The sequence below is a fragment of the Stappia sp. genome, assembly GCF_048261845.1.
GTDB lineage: Bacteria > Pseudomonadota > Alphaproteobacteria > Rhizobiales > Stappiaceae > Stappia.
This window is the reverse complement of record NZ_JBLXFR010000062.1, coordinates 1-19,339: the sequence shown is the minus strand read 5'-3', so window position 1 is coordinate 19,339 and position 19,339 is coordinate 1. Positions and strand designations below refer to the sequence as shown.

Below are 19,339 nucleotides of genomic sequence, written 5' to 3'. Positions count from 1 at the left end.
GCGGGCCATGTCGAGCGTCTGTTGCAGCGTCTGCCCCCCGGCGAGCGCGCGCTGCCCGGCGGCCTGGATCGTCGGACCGTCGGCCATCGGGTCGGGGAAGGGCACGCCCAGTTCGATCACGTCGACGCCGGCGCCCGGGAGGCCGCGCATGACCTCCAGCGAGGTTGCGGCATCGGGGTCACCGGCCATGATATAGGCGACAAAGGCCTTTTTGTTCGCGGCACGAAGCTCTGCGAACTTGGCGTCGATTCTGCTCATTCCCGGCCCCCGGTTCGTGATGGTCCACCCGGTTTGCGTCAGCCGGTGGCGGAAATCAATGCCCGATCACGCCGCCTGCGGCGCTTCCTCGCAGCCGACCATCCAGCGAACGCCGAAGCGGTCGGTCAGCGTGCCAAAGCCGGCGGCCCAGAACGTCGGCTGGAACTCCATGCGGATCTCGCCGCCCTCGGAGAGCGCGTCGAAGACCTTTCGCGCCTCCTCGGCGCCGGGCAGTTCGACCATGATCGAGCAGCCGCCCTGCATCGGCCCCGGGTTCGACATGACATCGTCGGACAGGAAGATCCGGCCCGAGCCGACCGGCAATTCGCTGTGCATGATCCAGTTCTTGCGATCCTCGGGTATTGGCATGTCGGGCGGAGCGTCGGACATGCGCATAACCGCCGCGGGCTTGCTGCCGAAGACGCCAGCGTAGAAATCGAGAGCCTCCGAACCCTCGCCATTGAAAAAGAGGTAGGGCGTGATTTTCATGGTCGTGCTCCTTTCGCCCCGCCAGTCTAGCGTCCGGGATGCTTGCAGTAACGCTTTTTGCTGCATAGAAGCCCTGAGACTCGCGAAAGGAGAGCCATCATGGGCTTCAAGATGGGCATCGTCGGCCTGCCGAACGTCGGCAAATCCACCCTGTTCAACGCGCTGACCCGCACCGCTGCCGCCCAGGCCGCGAATTTTCCCTTCTGCACGATCGAGCCCAATGTCGGCGAGGTCGCGGTGCCCGATGCGCGCCTCGACACCCTGGCGGGAATCGCCAAGAGCAGGCAGGTCATCCCGACGCGCATGACATTCGTCGATATCGCCGGCCTCGTGAAGGGCGCGAGCAAGGGCGAGGGGCTGGGCAACCAGTTCCTGGCCAACATCCGCGAGGTCGATGCCATCGCCCACGTGCTGCGCTGCTTCGAGGACGGCGACGTCACCCACGTCGAGGGACGCGTCGATCCGGTGGCCGATGCCGAGACCATCGAGACCGAGCTGATGCTCGCCGATATCGAGAGCATCGAGAAACGCCTGCAGGGCCTGCAACGCAAGCTCAAGGGCAACGACAAGGAGGCCCAGCAGCAGGACCGGCTGCTGCGCACGGCGCTGAGCGAGTTGGAGCAGGGACGCCCGGCGCGGGTCGTCGCGGTCGATGACGAGGATGCCAAGGCCTGGAAGATGCTGCAACTTCTGACCGCCAAGCCGGTGCTCTACGTCTGCAACGTGGCCGAGGACGAGGCCGCGAGCGGCAACGCCCATTCCGCGCGCGTCGGCGAGATGGCAGAAGCACAGGGCAATGCCCACGTTGTGATCTCGGCCCGCATCGAAGAAGAGATCGCGCAGCTCGATCCCGAGGAGGCCGAGATGTTCCTGCAGGAAATGGGGCTTGAGGAGGCGGGGCTCGACCGGCTGATCCGCGCCGGCTACGAGCTGCTGCACCTTGAGACCTATTTTACCGTCGGACCCAAGGAGGCCCGCGCCTGGACCATCCGCAAGGGCACCTCGGCGCCGCGCGCCGCCGGTGTGATCCATGGCGATTTCGAGAAGGGCTTCATCCGCGCCGAGACCATCGCCTATGACGACTACGTCTCGCTTGGCGGCGAGCAGCCGGCCAAGGAGGCCGGCAAGATGCGCGCCGAGGGCAAGTCCTACGTCGTCCGCGACGGCGACGTGCTGCACTTCCTCTTTAACACCTGAATCATCCTTTGAGACGCGAAAGGGCCGGCTTCCATCACGGAAACCGGCCCCTGGTTCTATCCGGCCGCCACGGGGGCGACCGGAACGCGTGCGTCGGCTGTTACCGAACGATGTAGGCGATGCGGCGATCCTCGGGATCGACCACGGCCTTCACGCCGTTGACGTAGAGGTAGCCATACTCGCTCTCCGGGATCGAGGCGATCTCGACGGTTTCGGGAATACCCGCACCGACGACGACTTCACCCTCGAGATAGACCGGCTCGAGCTCGTTCTTGACGACATAGGTCGTGACCTCTTCCGACGGGGTCGCGATGGCACCCGCGGTGCCGCCAACGGCAGCGCCCACGGCCGCGCCGGCGGGACCGGCGATCAGGGCACCAGCGATTGCGGCAACGCCTGCGCCGCCAGCGATGTTGGACTCGACTTCCTCGTCATTGTCGACGGTGGTCACTTCCAGAACCTTGCGGTTCTCGTAGACCACGACAGGCTCGCCCTCGACAGGGGCGCTCAGGTAGTCGCCGTAGGCCCAGCCGGTGGTGCCGTTGTAGGAAACCTCGCACCAGTTTGCGGTCTCGAGGCAACCCTCGACACTGACCTTGTCTTCGCCGGCGATGACATCGACGACTTCGAACTGGGGGCCAGGGCCCGCGCGCAGGTTGAGATCGGTGAATGCGGTCGCTTCCAGGGCGGCAGATGCCGAGGTGCCGACCAGGATGGCGGCGGCGGATACGCCAAATGCAAGCTTTTTCATGGTGTTACCTTTCTCTCTCTCACTCGAACATGGCCGCGTTTCGCGGCCGGTGTGGGGGCACAACCATGATGGTGAGAAAGTGTTCCCGCGCGCCTCAAGGCGCCGCGCCGGCTGCGCCAAAACCCGCCGATCGAAGCGGTCCCGGGGCCCTGCGCTTACCCGGTGTCCCGCCGGTTTTCGGCCCCTAGCCCATTGAGACCGGCGACGACGGCACAGAGGCGCGACATGCAATGGATTCCGAGGCACGCCGAAGGGATTTCCGCCTTGTGTTTCCTCCACGCCCGCGGCTATACCCGTCCGCGGAGACGTGGCCGAGTGGTCGAAGGCGCTCCCCTGCTAAGGGAGTATACCGGAAACGGTATCGAGGGTTCGAATCCCTTCGTCTCCGCCATTATCATATTTTGTCCTTCCTCTTCAGTGAATTGGGCGGGCTGTTGACGAACCTCAGGGAGTGGTGATGGAGAGCGTGTATCGATGACTGCGCGAAGCTCAGGGTGTTTGGGGATGTCGATCAAGACCCCTCCGCTGTCTTCTGTTTATTGCCGTCGGTAGCGCAGCCGGTCTCCATGAACATTGCCCCGTCCCAGTTTTACGGCGTCTGACCGAGCGGCACCGGTATACAGCATGAGGGTCATTGCTGAATGAGCGAGTGTCCCCGGACGGTGGACCGCATAGTATTTTTCGATCTCTTCCTCGGTCCAAGTGTGAAAGCCTTTCGAGCGCACTTTTAGCGGCTTGACCAAGGTGACGGGGTTATCACTCCTCCATTCGAGATCGATGGCAAGATCAAGAATCGCACGTAGGCGGTCGCGGAGACCTACTGGCGCCGCCTTACTACTCCCCCGCAGTCGCCTCAACTTCTGACTTCAGCCTTTGCGCTGCCCCTCCCGGTGCCGCGCCCCAGACCGCGATCCAGCGGTAGAAGATCGGCGTCAGGAACAAGGTGAATACGGTTGCAAAGCCCAAACCACCGACGATCACCCAGCCGACGGCGATCCGGGCTTCTGCCCCTGCGCCGGTGGTCAGGATCAGAGGCAGGCCCCCAAAGACCGTTGAGACCATCGTCATCGTCACCGGACGGATGCGGAGGCGCAGCGCGTTTCGGATGGCGCTGTCGATATCTGCGCCTGCTTCGCGCAGCTGGTTGGCGAATTCGACGATCAGGATCCCGTTCTTGGCCATGACCCCGATCAGCATCACAAGGCCGATCTGGCTGTAGTAATTCAGCGAACCGCCGGTCATGGCGATCGCCAGCAAAGCGGCGGCAAGGCCGAAGGGCACCGTCATCATGATGACCACCGCGCTGGCAAAGCTTTCAAATTGGGCGGCCAACACCAAAAGAACCACGATCAGCGCCACGCCGAACACCATGTAGATGCCCCCCTGGGAATCGTCGAGCGTTGCGGCCTCACCAGTGAAGGTGATGCCCATGCCTTCGGGCAGAACCTCTTCGGAGAGCGTAAGCAGCCGGTCCATCGCCGTTGACAGGTTCACACCTTCGCCAAGGTTCGCCTGCAATGAGACGGCGAGCGCGCCGCCCAAACGCTGGATCTGCGCGTCGCTTACCACCATGTCGAGCGATGCAACGGTCGAGAGCGGGACATATCCGCCGCTGTCGAGACGGATGGACATGGACGCGATGTCAGACGGATCATTGATCGGCGGCCCACCGGGGACGACATTCACATCCACTTCGACATTATCTGAAAAGACGGTGACCGCCACATCCCCCTGCACCAACGCCCGCACGAGGGACGAAACATCAGAGCTGTTGAGCCCCATATCGCCCGCGGCGCGGTCGTCCACATTCACCTCCAACTGAGCATTGACGCTGTTGTTGGACAGCTGCGGGTTCAGAAAGGTCGCATCCTGCGCCATCGCCGCGGCGAGGCTGCCGGCTGCGTCGGTCATATTCGCAAGATTAGTGCCGGTCACGGCAAAACTCAGCCCGCCGCCCGCGCCGCGAATATTAAGGCTGTTGGTCGAGCGCGCGCTGACCTGCACCCCGGGGACCGAGGCCAGACGGCCACTGATCTGCGCGATCAACTCTTGCTGGGTAAAGTTTCGTTCGGCCCAATCCGGCAGGCGGACGACGATAAACGCACTGGTGCCGCCACCGACGCCGACTATGCTTTGCACGGTCTCGATCTGCCCGCTTTCCTGGTAGGGCGCAAGAATGTCTTCGACCATCAAAACCTGCGTGTCGAGATAGTCGATCGTCGTGTCCGACGCGCCGCGCGCCTGCACAAGGAAAAAGCCCCGGTCCTCTTCTGGCGTGACGGTCGAGGGCAAACTCGTCGCGGCCCCCATGGCGATCATGGCAAAGCCGATGGCAACCGCCAGCACCAACAAGGGCGTGCGGATGGCGAAATCCATCACCCGGTCAAAGCGACGCGCCAGGCCACCCGGCGCGGCTGCCTTTGAATTGGCTTGCGTTTTGCCGGGGTCCAGCAGGGCCGACAGAACGGGCGCGAGGGTGAGCGCGGTGATTGACGACAGCGTGACGGCAAAGGCCAGCACAAAGCCGAATTCGGCAAAGACGCCGCCCGCCTGCCCCGGCAAAAAGGAGATCGGAACAAAGACCGCCGCGAGTGTGGCGGTCGTCGAGATCACGGCGAAGAACACCTCGTTCGTGCCCGAGGCCGCGGCGGCGAAAGCCCCCATGCCGGACTTGCGCTTGCGCACGATGTTTTCGACCACGACGATGGCATCATCCACCACCATCCCCGTCGCCAGAACCAGCGCTAACAGGCTGATCGTATTGACGGAAAACCCCGTGAGCCATATCGCTGCGAGCGTCCCGACCAGGGCCACGGGGATCGTGACCGTAGGGATCAGCGTCGCCCGTGGAGAGCGCAGGAACAGAAAGATTACCGCCACTACGATACCGGTCGCCATGAGGATGGATTTGACGACCTCGTTGATCGACCCTTCGATGAAGATACCGTCGTTCGAGGTGACCAGCAGTTGCACGCCCTCGGGCATCTGCGCGCGCAATTCCTCAACCGCGATGCCCACATCGCGCGAGATTTCCAGCGTGTTGCCAACCGATTGCCGGGTGATGTCGAGGCCGATGGCCGTCTCACCATTCACGCGGGTGTAGACGCTCGTGTCCTCGGGGATCAGTTGGACAAAGGCGATATCGGCCACTTGGGTCGTGTCATTGATCGGCAGTTGGTTAATGGTCTCGACGGAAACATCCTTGCTGCCGACCCGGAGCGAGAGAGTCTGCGACTCGCTTGAAAGCGCGCCAAGGGCGGTGTCATCGCGCAGTTGTTGTAGCGCGGTCGAGACATCAAAAATCGTCAGCCCACGGCTTAGCAAGGACGGCATGTTCACCGCCACGCGGAACTCATTGGCCCGGTCGCCGCGCAGGGTGACTTCGGCGATGCCGTCGATCAGCGAGAGGCGTTCGTAAACCGCGCCTTCGGCAAGCTGGGTCAGCGTGTCGAGGCTGGCATCGCCCAATAGTGCGAGGCGAATGATCGCGTCGGCGTTGCTGTCGCTTTTGCTGACGCTGGGGGCTTCGATATCATCGGGCAAAGAGCGCAAAGCGCCCGATACGATCTCGCGCGCCTCATTGGCGGCGACGTTGACGTCCGTGCCGTCAGACAGGTCAATGGTGATCCGGCTCGACCCGGTGCTCGACGTGGATTCGATATAAGACATCCCCTCAAGCGCGCTTAGCGCATCTTCGAGAACCTGGGTGACTTCGGTGTCTACCGTGCTGGGGACGGCGCCTTCGTAGGTGGTCCTGACCGAGAGCACGGGCCGGTCGACGTCCGGCATTTCGCGGATGTCGACGCTGGTAAAGGCCGCAAGCCCGGCGATGATGATCAGCAGGTTCAGCACGATCCCAAAGATGGGCCGCGCCACGAAAATGTCTGCGAAACCGGCCTTATGCGCTTTTTTCTCGAAACTCATGCGCCCGGACCTTTGCGCGCGCCAGCGGCGGTGACCTGCGCCCCTTCACGCAGCTTCGCCGCGCCCTCGGCCACGATCTCAGCGCCCAAGGGGGCGTCGGTTTCAACCCAGACCCGATCGCCCTCTCGGTAGCGGTTGGTGACAGGAAAACGGCGCCCGCTGCCCTCTTCGGCGACCCAAATGCCCGCGCCGCTGCGGTCCCATGTGATGGCGGTTGCGGGCACGACGGGCAGCGGGTCGGTCTCTTGGGTCATGCGAATGGCAAATGTCATGCCAGCCAGCAGCAACCCTTCGGAGTTCTCGATCTTTGCTTGCACCGTCGCGCTGCGGGTCACACTGTCGAGCCGGCTGTCGAAAGCAGTTATCTCACCCTCAAAAATGCGCCCCGCATAGGTGGGTGTCGAAACGAGGACCGGTTTGCCCTCGGCCAAAAGGCCAATGGAGCGTTCCGGCACCTCGAACGTCGCAAGGAGGCTGGTGGTATCGTCGATGGTCACGATGGCGTCCCCGCTTGACAGGCGGTCGCCCACGCTGACTTCACTTAGCCCCAAGCGGCCAGAGATCGGGGCTGTGATCGTGCGGTCATCCAGCGCGACTTGAGCCAGCCTCAGATTGGCTTCGGCCAATCGAAGCGCCACCCGCGCCTCTGCAAGCGCCACGTCTGTCACGACAGAACTGCCATTGCTGCGCAGGCCCTCGAAGCGGGTGACTGTTTCCTGCGCCTGATCGCGGTTGGCTTCGGCAATCTCGAGCGCCAGCCGTTCCGAACGGTCGTCCAGTTTCAACAGGACATCGCCCTTTTGCACCATCGTATTGGCATTGAGCGCGGTTTCGACTACCTCGCCCGCATCGGTCGCGGTCACCTCTGTCTGGCGAAGCGACACCGCGCTGCCAACAGCGCGCAGGATCAGCGTGTATGCGCGGGCCTCCAACGGCGTGAGAACGACCGTCGTCGCCCGACCCTGCCCACCACGGCCCCGCCCAGATCGCGCTTCTTGAGGTGCCTCGGCTGTTTCCGTGGCACTGCCGCCCCAGAGTTGCGCAACCTCTTCGGGCACACCGAATGCGATGCCATAGGCGCCTGCGATGATCACGAGGGAGAGGACTGCGTAGGATAATCGTTTCAAATTCTTCATGGCTCCTGAAGGCGCTGTTGAAAGGGACAGGGCGTCAATTGTCTCGCCCACTGCGCATTTTGACACAGCATCCTCACGGAACGGGGGATCCGGCTGAACGCTATGATCAGTGGGGGGTGTGTGCGAAATTCAGTGGTAGAGAGGGGCCCTGCGATGCTTGTGCTTCTTCTGATACGGAGACCGAAGAGAATTCCGTCGCTCAAACATTTCTTTCGGGTCAACGGGGTGTCTGTCGATCCGAGCAAAACCTGCGAACAACGAGGAGAGCGCTTGGAGAAGCCCTGCGGCAAACGATCAAAACGTGCAATCCAGCGGTATCTCGGCGGGTTCGCAACGGTAGCGTGAAATAGTGAGTGCTGGTTCGGACACCGGGGTTTATCAAAGACCGCCGATCCGATTGGCTTTAGGCCGCGCGCGCGATCAACTTATCTCAGCGCATTTTCCCGTTCTGGGCGAGAGGAAGTGTTAGAACGAACTGCGCCCCGCCCCTGGGGCTACGGCCCCAGGTGACGTCTGCATCAAGCTTTTGAGTCATCGATTGCAAGATGGCCATGCCCAACCCTTTACTATTGCTGGGATCGAATCCGTCCGGAAGTCCGGGACCATCATCATTGAGGCTGAGCGTTAGTTGCTTGTCTTCCAGATCGCCTCGCAAATCAATCCTCCCAGCCCCACTCTTGACGGCATTCAAAACCAGCTCGGTAACGAGATGGCCAATTGAAACCAGCTGGTCTCGAGGTACGGAAACCGAGGGACATTCTACTTCGATCAACCCGCCTCTCGGGCATAGAGGAAACAGCTCACGGCTCAATACTTCGAGGAACAATGCCAGATCGCCATTTTCAGCGAGGCCTGGCAAGCTTTGCTGAATATGTCGGTTTGCTTGCGCGATCGCTCCGATGCGGGCCGCAATGTCTTTGAGTTCGGCAGCGGTTTGCCCGTCATGCTGAGCTGCCTTACGCCGTGCTACCGATGATACGAGTTGCAGGCTGTTCATGACCCGGTGCTCAACCTCTTTCGCCAGTAGCTCCTTTTCCTGCATCTCGCGCAGAAGGGCACCATGAGTCTCAATGGCGTCCCGTCTCAGTTCAAGTTCATCCATGACGACCGCAGCAAGATCTTCCAGTATGGCCGTTTGATCCGGTGAAAGGCTTCGCGGTTCCTTGTCAATGACGCACAATGTGCCCAGCCCGTGTCCGTCACTCGTCCTGAGCGGAATGCCGGCATAAAATCGCAGACCGAACTCTCCCGCGACAAGCGGGTTACTCAGCGCCACTGGCTCGACCGACGCGTCATCGAGAATCCAAGGGCCCTCTTGCAAGATCGCCGAAGCGCAGAGACCGGGGTTGCGAGGGATTTCACTAACCCCTTCGAGGCCTGCGCAGCTTTTGAACCAGATCCGGTCCTCGTCCACGATTGAAATGATGGCAATCGGGGTCTGGAGAAGATGCGCGGCCAGTCTCGCGATCCGATCAAACGCTCCGTCGGGCGGAGTGTCCAACACCGAGTATCGACGAACTGCCGTCAGCCGCGCTGCTTCAGCCTCCGTTGACAGATCGACATGTTCCATCTGGAAGTCCTACCCTCTTCCGCTCTGTGCCTGGATGGCCAGCCGATCGAGCTATGATAAAGCAGTCAGCGCGTGGATGTTATCACCGTCTCTGGCGATTAAGTCAAACATGCAGCACCTGCCGCAATGGAGCGAGCATGTATAGGCGTGCGCCTCGCATCTAGAACGATCTCCGATTTCGTGGAGGGGAACTGCAGGCCGTCTGGAATCCTTCTGCACTGGTGAGGGTCGAGCGCCACTGATTTTTAAGCTTTGCGTTCTCGAGCTCTCCCCGAACTTTTTCACTATAGAACCGCTCTAAGGCCGCTTCGAACGTGATGCGCCGGCTCCGCTCCCTTGCATAGGCTGCGCGTTCGGCCTGACGTTCTGCTACCGGATCGTTGTCGGCCCGATAGTGCGGCGGCCATCGACCAAACCTGGCCGCGAAGCTGCGACCTGCCCACCGATGCCTTTCCGAATGCTGATTGTGAAACTCGGTCGAGAACGCTGCCGCGCGGAGCTTCCGGCTTTACCTAAGCTGGCTGAAGTTGCAGGATAAATACGCGCCGGTCGCCGATGTGCGCGGTGGCCACGGGTTGATACGCGTAATCGACCTGTCGCCGCCGCTGGTCCTTTTCGAGGCCGAGGCTGGCACCGTGCTGGCCGCGCTCGACACCGGTTTCGCGGCCGCAGAAGGACATCGAACATGCAAGATCACGTCGTTCTACTTGGCACCAAGGGCGGACCCGCGATCCGGCCCGGCTCTTCCATGCCGACATCGAACCTTCTGTGCCTGAACGGCAGGCAGATCGTCGTCGACTGCGCGCTGGGCGTGACCCGTGGCCTGGTCGAGCAGGGGATGCAGCTGAAGGACCTGTCGCTGATCTTCATCAGCCACCTGCACTCGGATCACTACCTCGAACTCGGGCCGCTGATCCACACAGCCTGGACCGCCGGGCTGAAGACACCGGTCGAGGTCTACGGCCCCGACGGTCTTGACACCTATTGGGACGGGTTCCTCGCGTCGATGAAGGCCGATATCGATCTCAGGATCGAGGACGAGGGCCGCCCCGACCTGCGCGAACTCGTCAGGGTCCACACCATCGACGCGGGCGAGGTCATGACCCAGGACGGCATCCGCGTGACCGCGATCCGCACCGAGCATCCGCCCCTGATCGACTGCTTCGCCTTCTCCTTCCGCTCCGAGGCGCGCCACGTCGTCTTTTCCGGCGATACCGCGCCGCTGGAGGCGCTGGAGGACTTTGCCCGCGGTGCCGACCTGCTGGTCCACGAGGCCATGCTCGAGGCGGCCTTGCCGGCATTGTTGAAACGGGTCGGGAACGGCTCGGACAAACTGATGGAGCATTTGCTGCGCTCGCACAGCTTCGCCCATGACGCCGCGCAGACGGCGACCCGGGCGGAAGTGCGGCGACTGGCCCTGTCGCACCTGATCCCGGCGGACGATGCCGACTACGACGCCGCGGACTGGCACGCGGCGGTGAAGGGGCATTGGGACGGAACGTTGATCGTGGGGCAGGACGGCACACGGATCGAACTGGACTGACCACGCGCCATGCGGCCGCGTGCCGCTTGCAAGGCCTTGTCCGGCGACCCTCGTTCAGGCCGGCGGCGGAAGGCTGCACCCGCGGGCAGTCTCTGCTGCCTTCGGTTTGATTGAACCGTCGGAAGGCCTGGCGGGGCGGATCTGTCTCACGGTGTTCAGCGTCGCTCCGGCGTTCGAGAGCCTTTGCAACGAAAGGCCAAGTCAATCGGTATGTCCAGCAAGGGTTCGCTCCCGTAGCGCTTGTTGGCACGCGTGTTGCCAAGCCGCGGAAGGACGGGTGTTCCGAAAGACGGACGTTCTAGGTGTTGAGCTGGCATACCAGCCCGACGTTTCGAGAGACCACGGCATCCTGCACCAACTCGATCACGCCCTGATGCTTGTCGATGGGCATTCGTTCGGCGGTGCCGGCGACCGAGATCGCGCCGACGATGCTGGGGCCTTTCCGCAGTGGCAGGCCGATCGCCACCATCCCCTGCTGAATCTCGCCATCATGAAGCGCATAACCCAGCTTCAGCGACCGCTGAACCAGCGCGCGCAGGGTCTTCTCGCTGATGCCGTAGCTGCGTATGTCGGTCGCGATTTCCCTGAGCGTCGCCTCGCGCGCGTCCTCGACCATGCCGGCCAGCATCGCCAGCGGGCCAGCGCCGATGCCGAGTGGGCGTTGCTCGCCGATTTCGCGCGGCAGGGACCGCAGCGGGTAGGTTCCGATCACCCGTTCGACATAGGTCGCGCGATTGCCATGCTTGTAGGTCAGATACACCGTATCGCCGGTCTTGGCGCCGATCTCGTCGAGGGCAGGGCGCAGGTTGTCGACCATGCTGTTGTGCATCCGTCCCGCGCTGGCCCAGCTCATGACCTTGCGCCCGATATAGTAGCGGCTGGTCTCGGCCTCGAACTCGAGAAGGTCGGATTCCACCAGCCCCGCGAGAATGCGATGCAGTGTGCCCTTGCCAAGCCCCGTCAGGTCGACCAGTTCGAACTGCCTTACCCCGCGGGGTGCCTGGGCCGAGACCGCGTCCAGCACAGCGGCAAGCCGTTTGGTGTTCTGATGAAGTCCGTTCACGCAAGATCTCCGAGTCGCAGGTTCCGTTCAGTCGAACGAATTCCTGAGTACCATCCGGTGGGGGATATGGCAAATCTTCGCGAAAGAATAAAAATCTAAACGTTTTCAGATGTATAGATGCTTATTATCGGCCCGGCAATTTATGTTGACAGCCAAGAAACCTCTCACTTAGTGTTCAGCCTATCGAAACTTAGTTCGAATAGATGATACCTAGGGGGGGATCGTGATGACACTCAAACTGAAGGCGCTTGCCGCCTGCCTGGCATTCGCGACGGGCTCGGCCACGCTCGCCGAGACCAGTTGGACGGGCTATACATACCTTGCGAGCGACGCGCTGCCCGGCTCCAGCAACCTGATCGCGCTGGCGCAGGAGTTTTCCGAGCGGTCCGAGGGCGACGTCACGCTTACGGTCAACCTCGCGGGATCGCTGGGGATCAAGGCTGCCGACATCACGCAGTCGGTCGGGACCGGTATCATCGACATCGCGGCTGACGGGTTCTTCCTGGGCTCCGTCGAAGAGGGCGGCATCCTGCGCCTGCCGATGCTGTTCGCCAGTCTCGAGGAATTCAACGCGGGACTCGAGGTTGTCACCCCGGCGCTGGAAGAGGCTTTCGCCGAGCAGGGCGTCGTCCTGCTTGCGCAGTATCTCTATCCGCTCCAGGTCGGCTGGGGCACCTTCGACATGGCTTCGCTGGACGATATGAAGGGGCGCAAGATGCGCGTGTCCTCGCCCGAGCAGGGCGCCTTTGTCGAAGCCTTCGGTGGCGCGCCGATAACCATCGGCGGTGCCGAGGTTCCCACGGCGCTGCAGACCGGCGTGGTTGACGGTGTCTTCACCGCATCCGTGGGCGGGGGGCGGCTGTGGAAGGATCAACTGACCTCTACCTACCGGCTTGGCCCGAACTTTTTCAACAGCGCGATCATCGTCAACAAGGTGGCCTTCGACGCCCTGACCGAAGCCGATCAGGCACTGCTGCGCGAACTGGCGCAAAAATACGCGGGTCTCGCGACAGAGCAGAACATGGCGAACGAAGCGAGCGTGACATCGGACCTGAAAGCTGGCGGCATCGCCGTTCACGAGGTGAGCGACGGCGATATCGACAAGGCACAAAAGGCTATGGCCCCATTCTGGGATCAGTGGGCAACAGGGCGCAATACGCGAACCCAGCGCGCGCTGGCGGATGTTCGTGCCGAGCTCGGGCGCTGACGGTGAGGCAGTCAAGCAGCGCTGACGGGAAGGCCCTTCGGGGCCTTCTCTCCGCGATTGACCTCATCTGCTACGCGATCCTGGCAATGATGGTCGTGGTGGTCACCATCGAGGTTCTCATGCGCTTTTTCATCGGGCAGTCGCTGCAAGTGGCCGAAGAGATCTCGTCGCTCGGATTGGTGGCGCTGATCTTCCTGTCGCTGCCGGCGACGTTCAGATCGCGGGGTTTCCTGCGGATCGATGCCCTCTACCGGCTGTTTTCGCCGCGCGTCAAAACCTCGCTGACCCGGGTTTTCCTGCTGTTGTCACTGCCGGTGGTCGGCGTCTACGTCTGGCAACTGGCCGTCCTGGCGTTTGACAGCTGGCGGCGCGGAACCCGGTCAGACATGGCGCTGGGCATGCCGAACTTCTTGCCGCAGGCGGTCATGGTAGCCGGCGTTGCCCTGCTGGCGGTGGTCATCGTCGCGGCGATTTTCGCGCCGGGCCGGTCTTTGCAGCACAGTGGCGAGGAAGAAGATGGCTGAATCGTTCGTTATCGTCGCCGGCGCCTTCGTCCTGCTGGCGGTCGGAATGTGGATTCCCTTCGTCATCGCGGGCCTCGCCATGGCGATCATCCTGTCCGCGAAGGGCGTGGCGGGGCTCAAGGCCGTCGGGCTGGTCACCTGGAGTTCGTCCAACAGCTTCACCCTGACGGCGATACCGCTCTTCGTGCTGATGGCCGAGATACTGCTGCAAAGCGGGCTGGCAAGCCGCCTTTACGGCGGGCTGTCGCAATTGACGCGCCGCCTTCCCGGAGGGCTGCTGCAAACCAACATCATCGGCTGCGCGATATTCTCGGCGATTTCCGGATCTTCCGTCGCAACGGCGGCGGCCATCGGCACTGTCGCTGTGCCGGAACTGGAAAAACAGGGCTACGACATGCGGCAGGCCTACGGCTCATTGGCCGCGGGTGGGACGCTGGGCATCCTCATTCCCCCGTCCATCGCCCTGATCGTCTACGGCGCGTTCACCGAAAGCTCTATCGTCAAGCTCTTCGCGGCGGGGCTGCTGCCCGGCCTGGTGCTGACCTTCCTGTTTGCGAGCTACGTGGCAATGTCGGGTGCGATGACGAAAAAGCCTCGCGCCGTCGCGGAACCCCGCGCGCGTCTCTTGGACCTCGTCATCGACGTGCTGCCCGTGACGCTGTTGATCGCGCTGGTGCTGACATCGCTTTACGCAGGGTTTGCAACACCGACCGAGGCGGCCGCGATCGGATGCAGCATGGCCGCGCTGATCGCCTTCACCTTCGGCAAAATGGACCGAGAGCGCCTTTCCACGGCCTTTCGCAGGGCCACGCGCACAAGTTCGACGATCCTGATCATCGTCGTCGCGGCCTTTCTGTTTTCCTTTGCAATGGCGATCACCGGCATCAGCAACGCGGTGACGCAATGGGTTCTCGGGCTGGGCATGTCGCCGCCGATGTTCCTTGTATCCGTCGCGCTTCTCTACGTCTTTCTCGGTCTCTTCGTGGAAAGTATCGCGATGATGGTCATAACCGTGCCCTTGCTGGCCCCGGCCTTTGGTCTCTACGGGATCGACCCGATCTGGTTCGGGGTTTTCCTGGTCATCCTGATCGAGATCGGGCAGATCACGCCGCCCTTCGGGCTGAACCTCTTCGTGGTGCAAAGCGTCAATCGTGCCGAATACCGCGATGTCGTCTTGGGCGCGCTGCCATATTACGCCATCATGCTCGCGATGCTGCTGTTGCTGGCGCTGTTCCCGGGGCTGGCGCTTTGGCTGCCCGGCTTCGTCTAGGAGTGCCATGATCTTCGCGTCTCCGCCCGTCCGAGAGCTCAGGCTGCAGTCCCGGCTGCCCGATCTCCTGCGGTGTGGCCGCTCAAGCCCCTGGGCCGAGGAGCGATTGCAAGGCGCGCACCTGGATGCATTCCTTGAAGGCCCGTGCATGTTGCCGGATGGGAGCCTGCTGGTGACGGATATCCCGTTCGGCCGCATCCTTCGGCTTGCCCCGGACGGCGACTGGTCCGTCGCCTATGACTACGACGGCTGGCCGAACGGAATGCGCCTGGGCCGGGACGGGCAACTGTTGATCGCGGATCATCGGGTGGGCCTGATCCGTCTGGAGCTGGCGGGACAGGCCCGCCGCGTCCTGATGGACCAGTTCGAGGGGCAGCCCCTGCACGGGCTCAACGATCTCGTTCTCGCGCCGGACGGCGGCGTGTTCACGACCGACCAGGGCGGCTCTGGCCTTGATGCGCCATACGGGCGGCTTCTGTACCGGTCGGCGGCGGGCGAGACGAGTTGCCTGCTAGGTGGTCTGGCGGGGCCGAACGGGCTGGTGGCAAGCGAGGACGGACGCACGATCTTTCTTGCGCTGACGCGCGCCAATGCCATCTGGCGGCTGCCCCTGGTCGAGGGGCCGCGCATCCAGAAGGCGGGGCTGTTCCTGCAACTCTCGGGTGGCATCGGGCCTGACGGGCTGGCCTGGTGCACGCGCAGCAAGACGCTTCTTGTCGTGCATCCGGGGATGGGCGTCTGGCAGTTCGATGCCTCGGGCCGCCCGCTCGCGCTGCATGCCGCGCCGGGGGCCGACTACCTGACCAACCTCGTTGAAGCGCAGCCAGCAAGCGGCCGGTTCCTCGTGACCGAGTCCCTTCGTGCCGAGGTCTATGCGCTCGAAACGGGGCGGTCCGACTAGGGCGGGCGCGGGCACGCGACCTGGCATTGCAAGACCCGCCCGGCGTGAACGCCGAGAAATGGACTGACTCGGCGGTTTCACTAAGTCGAACAGAAGGCCCGTCGAGATCAAAGGGTGGCAGCGGCGCTACCTGGCCAGATTCGTAATATCATTATTTAAAATCTGACAGTTACCCATGATAATCAGGCGAGCTTCAGCGCGTTGACACAGTGCGCGCATTCGCGTTAAGTTCCGTTAAATCGCACTAAAGTTCGATTCATCAAAACCCTGGGAAGGGCCAGTAATTGGGAAAGCTCAAAGCAATATCGGCAATTGCATCTCTGCTGCTGGCAGTGCCGGTGGCCGCGGATGAAACTCTCGCCATCGCGGCGACGGGGCAGACATGGTTGCTCTATGACACCGCGGTCGCGCAGGTTCTCGGCGATACGCTCGAAGGCGCAAATATCACTGTGCTGGAAACCGGCGGCTACGCGGGGCAGGGATGATGCGCGGTTCCGTCGTCGTCACCGGCGCGTCGGCTGGGATCGGGCGGGCAACGGCGATGCACCTGCAAAGCGCGGGGTATCACGTCGTCAACATCGACCGGACAGGTGCCGATTGCCGCGACTTTGCGAACTTCACCCTCGACATGTGCGACCATGCCGCGCTGTCGCAGGCGCTGGGCGAAATCAGCGATAAGTTCGAAGTGACCGGACTGGTCAACAATGCCGGCCTCGCCCGCACCGCGGCGCTGGAAGACACGGATGACGCGCATTTGTCCGCGACCTTCGACATCAACCTGACTGCCGCGGCGATCTGCGCGCGCGAACTGGTGCCTGCGATGAAAAGGCGGGGCTATGGCCGCATCGTCAATATCTCCAGCCGGTCCGCCCTTGGGCGCGAGTTGCGCACCGCATACGCAGCGTCCAAAGGCGGGCTGATCGCGATGACGCGGGTCTGGGCGCTGGAGCTGGGCGCCGCGGGGATCACCGCCAATTGCGTGGCCCCCGGGCCGGTCGCGACCGGGTTGTTCGACCAGATGAACCCGGATGGCAGCGAGCGGCGGCAGAAGATGGTGCGCGACATCCCTGTCGGACGCATGGGCGCGCCCGCGGATATCGCCAATGCCGTGCACTTCTTCATGTCGCCGGACAGCGGCTTTGTGAACGGACAAACGCTCTACGTCTGCGGCGGGCTCTCCGCCGGGGTCGCGCCGCTATGACCGGTGCCGAGACCCTCGGGCTTCGCCAAAAGCTGCGCGCGCGGCAGCGGCAACTGGTGGTGAACATCGATTTCACCTCGCCGAGCCTCGTGCAGGCGCTGGCGCGCGACTGCGCCGACGTGATCTTTGTCGATTGCGAGCAGGGCGATACCTCGATCGGGTCGATCCCCGATCTGCGTCGCGCCGCGCATGTCGAGGCGACGCCCCTGCTGGTGCGGCTCCCGGACCCGGGCGCCGCCAGCATCGAGAGATACCTGTTCCGGGGGATCGACGGGATCGTCGTGCCGCGTCTCGACCGCCCGGCGCAGGCAGAGGCCGTGATCGAGGCGGTGAACTACAGCATGGGCGCGCGCGCAGACACCGTCGCCATCGTGATCCAGATCGAATCCGCCGCCGCGGCCGGGGCGATCGACGCCTTCCTGTCGCTCGCGCGGATCGACGCCTTCTTTGTCGGGCCCGTCGATTTGTCCCGCAGCATGGGGCACGGCGGCGACATCTCGCATCCAGAGGTCGCGCGCCAGATCGACCGACTGATCCGGCGCATCACCTCGGCCGGTCGCTGTGCCGGGATGCTCTGCACCCAGGGCACGATCGCGGCGAACGAGGCGCGCGGCGTCAGCTTTCTTTACCTTCACACGATGGATTTCCTGCGGCACGGCATCGCGCCCTTCGCCGCCATTCAAACCAAGGACCAAGCCAAATGAACGCACCAGGAAACAGCAGGGTCACCCTCACCGGCGGCGCGGCGATCGTCGAGATTCTCGAGCGGGCGGGCGTGGGGCCGATGTTTGGCATGGGCGGCTTTCAGTTGCTGCCGTTCTACGAGGCGGTGCGTCAGAAGGGGCTGTCCCATCACCTGATCAACGACGAGAGGGTCGGCTGTTTTGCCGCCGACGCCTGGGCGCGGGTCGCGGGGCGGCCGGGCGTCTGCGACGCGACACTGGGGCCGGGCGCGACCAACCTGGTGACCGCTCTGGTCGAAAGCCACAACGCCGGCATCCCGCAGGTAGTTTTCGTCGGTGACACGCACCGCGATCACTCCTGGAAGAACATGACGCAGGAGGCGCGCCAGATCGACATCCTGCGCCCCGCGGTCAAAGAGATCATTCGTATCGAGCAGGCGCAGCGGGTTCCCGAACTGGTGCGGCGGGCCTATGCCGTCGCCACCTCGGGGCGTCCGGGACCGGTTGTGGTGGACGTGCCCGAGGACGTCGCCCATGAGTGCCACGACTACGACATCGCCGATCTGTGGATCGATCCGGCGACCACACGCTTCCCGGCCTATCGCCCGCGTCCGGATGCCCGGGCGGTGCAGGCCGCGGCGGCGGCGATCGCGGGGGCAGAGCGGCCGCTGCTCCTGGTCGGGGGCGGCATCCACGTCAGCCAGGCCTACGAGGCGTTGCAAACCCTGGCCGAACAGCAGGCGATCCCGGTGGCGCACACGCTGTCGGGCAAGGGGGCCATCGCCTGCACGCATGGCCTGTCGGCGGGGCTGTTCGGGCGCTTCTCGCGCATCGCCAACGAATTGATCGAGACCTCGGATTGCTTGGTCGTCGTCGGCTGCAAACTGGGCGAGATCGCGACCAAGCGTTTCCAGCTGTTCACCGGGGCCACGCCGGTCATCCATCTCGAGGTCATGGCCGAAGAGATCGGGCGGACGACGCCGGCCGACCACGCCCTGGTCTGCGACGCCCGCGCCGGGCTGGAAGACCTGGCAGACGCGCTGCGCGACCGATCCGCCCGCGCACAGGCAGCGCGCGCGGCTTACGTGGCCGAGGTTCCGGCGCGCATGGCGAAGTGGCGCGACGAAGCGAAGGACAAGCTGCAGTCCACCGAAACGCCGATCAACATGGGCCGTATGCTGAGCGAGCTGAACGCCGAGATGCCGGCACACAGCGTGCTGGTCGCCGACGGTGGCTTTGCCGCCCATTGGGCCGGGCTGCTCTACGACACCAAGGCCGCCGGGCGCCGCTTCGTGGCCAATCGCGGGTTCGCGTCCATCGGCTATGGCCTGCCGGGCGCGCTGGGCGCGCAACTCGCCGTGCCGGATCAGCCGGTAGTGGCGATCACCGGCGACGGCGGCTTCAACATGGTCATCGGAGAGCTTGAGACCGCGCGTCGGGCGGGCACGCCGTTCACGCTGATGATCGTAAATAATGCCGCTTCGGGCTACATCAAGTCGCTGCAACACGCGATGTACGGCGAATACCAGTCTTCCGACCTGATCGAGATGGACTATGCAAAGCTCGCGACCGACTTCGGCTGCCACGGCATCCGGGTGACGGACCCCGAAGACCTTGCCCCC

The 19,339-nt window shown here is 63.4% G+C and carries 17 protein-coding genes and 1 tRNA gene; 11 read left to right on the top strand and 7 right to left on the bottom strand.

The annotated features are described in order from the left end of the window. Both ACN0T5_RS18330 and ACN0T5_RS18325 read right to left on the bottom strand, forming a co-directional pair. On the bottom strand, positions 1 to 258 hold a 258-nt coding region (locus tag ACN0T5_RS18330; protein WP_417770062.1), incomplete at its 3' end, for a tryptophan synthase subunit alpha. Between the two features lie 66 nt (positions 259 to 324). Then, positions 325 to 747, bottom strand: coding sequence for a VOC family protein (locus ACN0T5_RS18325; protein ID WP_417770061.1), 423 nt, complete (start codon positions 745 to 747; stop codon positions 325 to 327). 99 nt (positions 748 to 846) lie between these two features. Here ACN0T5_RS18325 and ychF point away from each other — a divergent pair, with 99 nt between their 5' ends. After that, a complete protein-coding gene (ychF, locus tag ACN0T5_RS18320; protein WP_417770060.1) occupies positions 847 to 1,944 on the top strand; it encodes a redox-regulated ATPase YchF in 1,098 nt (365 codons plus the stop codon). Between the two features lie 100 nt (positions 1,945 to 2,044). On the opposite strand, the gene ACN0T5_RS18315 is transcribed toward ychF, so the two are convergent. Next, on the bottom strand, positions 2,045 to 2,695 hold the full coding sequence (locus ACN0T5_RS18315; RefSeq protein ID WP_417770059.1) for a DUF1236 domain-containing protein: 651 nt from the start codon (positions 2,693 to 2,695) through the stop codon (positions 2,045 to 2,047). Between the two features lie 301 nt (positions 2,696 to 2,996). Between ACN0T5_RS18315 and ACN0T5_RS18310 the strand changes: the two genes are divergently transcribed. Further along, a tRNA-Ser gene (locus ACN0T5_RS18310) sits at positions 2,997 to 3,086 on the top strand. A gap of 443 nt (positions 3,087 to 3,529) precedes the next feature. Here ACN0T5_RS18310 and ACN0T5_RS18305 read toward each other — a convergent pair. The 3 genes from ACN0T5_RS18305 to ACN0T5_RS18295 all read right to left on the bottom strand — a co-directional run bounded on the left by ACN0T5_RS18305 (position 3,530) and on the right by ACN0T5_RS18295 (position 9,325). Then, complete coding sequence (locus ACN0T5_RS18305; RefSeq protein ID WP_417770058.1) at positions 3,530 to 6,619, bottom strand: efflux RND transporter permease subunit; 3,090 nt, start codon at positions 6,617 to 6,619, stop codon at positions 3,530 to 3,532. Next, entirely contained in the window at positions 6,616 to 7,755 is a 1,140-nt protein-coding gene (locus tag ACN0T5_RS18300; RefSeq protein ID WP_417770057.1) for an efflux RND transporter periplasmic adaptor subunit, read from the bottom strand. Before ACN0T5_RS18300 ends, ACN0T5_RS18305 begins: the two co-directional genes overlap by 4 nt. A gap of 430 nt (positions 7,756 to 8,185) precedes the next feature. Continuing rightward, positions 8,186 to 9,325 (bottom strand): sensor histidine kinase, encoded by a 1,140-nt coding sequence (locus ACN0T5_RS18295; protein WP_417770056.1) that lies wholly within the window; start codon positions 9,323 to 9,325, stop codon positions 8,186 to 8,188. A gap of 685 nt (positions 9,326 to 10,010) precedes the next feature. Between ACN0T5_RS18295 and ACN0T5_RS18290 the strand changes: the two genes are divergently transcribed. Continuing rightward, positions 10,011 to 10,868 carry an MBL fold metallo-hydrolase gene (locus ACN0T5_RS18290; RefSeq protein WP_417770055.1) on the top strand — a complete coding sequence of 286 codons (858 nt, stop codon included), beginning with the start codon at positions 10,011 to 10,013 and terminating at the stop codon, positions 10,866 to 10,868. Between the two features lie 298 nt (positions 10,869 to 11,166). Here the strand turns inward: ACN0T5_RS18290 and ACN0T5_RS18285 are convergent, their stop codons facing one another. Then, the gene (locus tag ACN0T5_RS18285; protein ID WP_417770054.1) at positions 11,167 to 11,931 is read right to left on the bottom strand and encodes an IclR family transcriptional regulator; all 765 of its coding nucleotides are present in this window, start codon (positions 11,929 to 11,931) and stop codon (positions 11,167 to 11,169) included. A gap of 226 nt (positions 11,932 to 12,157) precedes the next feature. On the opposite strand from ACN0T5_RS18285, the gene ACN0T5_RS18280 reads away from it, so the two are divergent. The 8 genes from ACN0T5_RS18280 to ACN0T5_RS18245 form a co-directional block, all read left to right on the top strand. Next, complete coding sequence (locus tag ACN0T5_RS18280; RefSeq protein WP_417770053.1) at positions 12,158 to 13,138, top strand: TRAP transporter substrate-binding protein; 981 nt, start codon at positions 12,158 to 12,160, stop codon at positions 13,136 to 13,138. 86 nt (positions 13,139 to 13,224) lie between these two features. Beyond that, positions 13,225 to 13,662, top strand: a complete 438-nt coding sequence (locus ACN0T5_RS18275; protein WP_417770052.1) for a TRAP transporter small permease — start codon at positions 13,225 to 13,227, stop codon at positions 13,660 to 13,662. Further along, a complete protein-coding gene (locus tag ACN0T5_RS18270; RefSeq protein WP_417770051.1) occupies positions 13,655 to 14,932 on the top strand; it encodes a TRAP transporter large permease in 1,278 nt (425 codons plus the stop codon). The genes ACN0T5_RS18275 and ACN0T5_RS18270 overlap by 8 nt, the downstream gene beginning before the upstream one ends. Next, the gene (locus ACN0T5_RS18265; protein WP_417770050.1) at positions 14,829 to 15,833 is read left to right on the top strand and encodes an SMP-30/gluconolactonase/LRE family protein; all 1,005 of its coding nucleotides are present in this window, start codon (positions 14,829 to 14,831) and stop codon (positions 15,831 to 15,833) included. Before ACN0T5_RS18270 ends, ACN0T5_RS18265 begins: the two co-directional genes overlap by 104 nt. Before the next feature lie 284 nt (positions 15,834 to 16,117). Further along, on the top strand, positions 16,118 to 16,318 hold the full coding sequence (locus ACN0T5_RS18260; RefSeq protein ID WP_417770049.1) for a hypothetical protein: 201 nt from the start codon (positions 16,118 to 16,120) through the stop codon (positions 16,316 to 16,318). Further along, positions 16,315 to 17,034: an SDR family NAD(P)-dependent oxidoreductase gene (locus ACN0T5_RS18255; protein ID WP_417770048.1), complete on the top strand. Its 720-nt coding sequence runs from the start codon at positions 16,315 to 16,317 to the stop codon at positions 17,032 to 17,034. The genes ACN0T5_RS18260 and ACN0T5_RS18255 overlap by 4 nt, the downstream gene beginning before the upstream one ends. Next, on the top strand, positions 17,031 to 17,738 hold the full coding sequence (locus tag ACN0T5_RS18250; protein WP_417770047.1) for an aldolase/citrate lyase family protein: 708 nt from the start codon (positions 17,031 to 17,033) through the stop codon (positions 17,736 to 17,738). The genes ACN0T5_RS18255 and ACN0T5_RS18250 overlap by 4 nt, the downstream gene beginning before the upstream one ends. Further along, a partial coding sequence (locus tag ACN0T5_RS18245; protein WP_417770046.1) for a thiamine pyrophosphate-binding protein occupies positions 17,735 to 19,339 on the top strand: 1,605 nt, incomplete at its 3' end. The genes ACN0T5_RS18250 and ACN0T5_RS18245, both read left to right, overlap by 4 nt.